The organism is Terriglobus sp. YAF25 (assembly GCF_052113305.1).
Classification (GTDB): Bacteria; Acidobacteriota; Terriglobia; order Terriglobales; family Acidobacteriaceae; genus Terriglobus.
This window is the reverse complement of the sequence record NZ_JBFRCY010000977.1, coordinates 1-1,325: the sequence shown is the minus strand read 5'-3', so window position 1 is coordinate 1,325 and position 1,325 is coordinate 1. Positions and strand designations below refer to the sequence as shown.

Genomic DNA, 1,325 nt, shown 5'->3' with positions numbered 1-1,325 from the left:
GTCTATCACATGCTGCGCTGGGAGATCGGCAACGACAACTTCATCAAGTTCCTCCGCAACCTGCTGTCGGTCTATACCGACAAGAGCGTCCGATCGAGCGATCTGCAAAGCTTGGCCGGAAAGATGAACCCGCAGGCCACTACGCTCGAAGCCTTCTTCGCCCAGTGGATCGACGGAACCGGAGCACCTGCCTTCCAGAACAAGTACACCGTCTTCCGTCTTGGCAGCTCGAAAGGCTTCCGCACCATCGGCCAGATCACCCAGGACCTCGACCTCTTCCGCATGCCGGTGGAGCTGCGCATCGAGACCGACGGTAAGACAGAGATTCGCCGCATCGATGTCTCCGGGTCCGAGTCGCAGTACACGGTCGAGACCTTCGGGCGTCCGCGCCGTGTCACTATCGATCCGGACAACTGGGTGCTGAAGTCCACTCCTGATCTTGCCGTGCGCGTCGCTGTTCTGCGCGGTCAGCAACAGGCTGCCCAGGGCGATCTGATCGCCGCTCTGAATGAGTATCAGAAGGCGCTGGACGCAAACAAGAACTCATCCCTCGCCAACTACCGCATCGGCGAGATCTTCTTCCTGCAGAAGAACTACCAGTCGGCAGCGAACGCCTTCCGCGATACATTACGCGGAGACGGCGATCCCAAGTGGACCGAGGTCTGGAGCCACATCAAGCTGGGCAACATCTTCGACGTCACCGGTCAACGCGATCGCGCCGTGAATGAGTACCGCCTTGCTATCCAGACCAACGACAACACCCAGGGCGCCATCAACGAGGCCCGGGCACGCATGGCTTCGCCCTACAAGCGGGAGAAGACGGACGAATAAATCGGAGTCATAATCTCCACTCGGAGGTCATCATCTTCGTGTGGAGATTCAAGCATCTTCCCTGTAGGTGCAGAGTAGGGCCTCCGYATCTATGGGCGTTTTCCGCGATGAAAACGCCGCTGCATGCCCCTTTCGGAATACCCAGCCACAGGGAAAATGCTCTACGACCCCCGTATAGAACCTATCCGTAAATGTGCTGAATAGAAGCAGGCCAAGCAGGTCCCAATATTCATCCACATCATTCGCGGTGAAGTCCTTGATGGTGTACGCAAGGGTGATATGGCAGCCATACACGCATGATCGATTGCACTTCATCCCTTGCATTCCCGCCCGAGCAAGAATTTCATTTGTCATTTGCTCGTGATGTTGGTACAGTCGGTTTCTATTCAGTTCAAGAGTCTAGGCTCCGCTTGCAGTAGACACCTTTCCCAGATCTGAACAATGTAATTGCGTTTCAAGTAGCTGGATATCCGCAGCGTCGATCGCGACTGCTC

1 pseudogene is annotated in these 1,325 nt (G+C 56.2%); it reads left to right on the top strand.

What is annotated here, in order from left to right:
- Positions 1 to 831, top strand: a pseudogene (locus AB4043_RS25775) (peptidase M1); the annotation flags it as partial.
- Positions 832 to 1,325 lie beyond the last annotated feature (494 nt).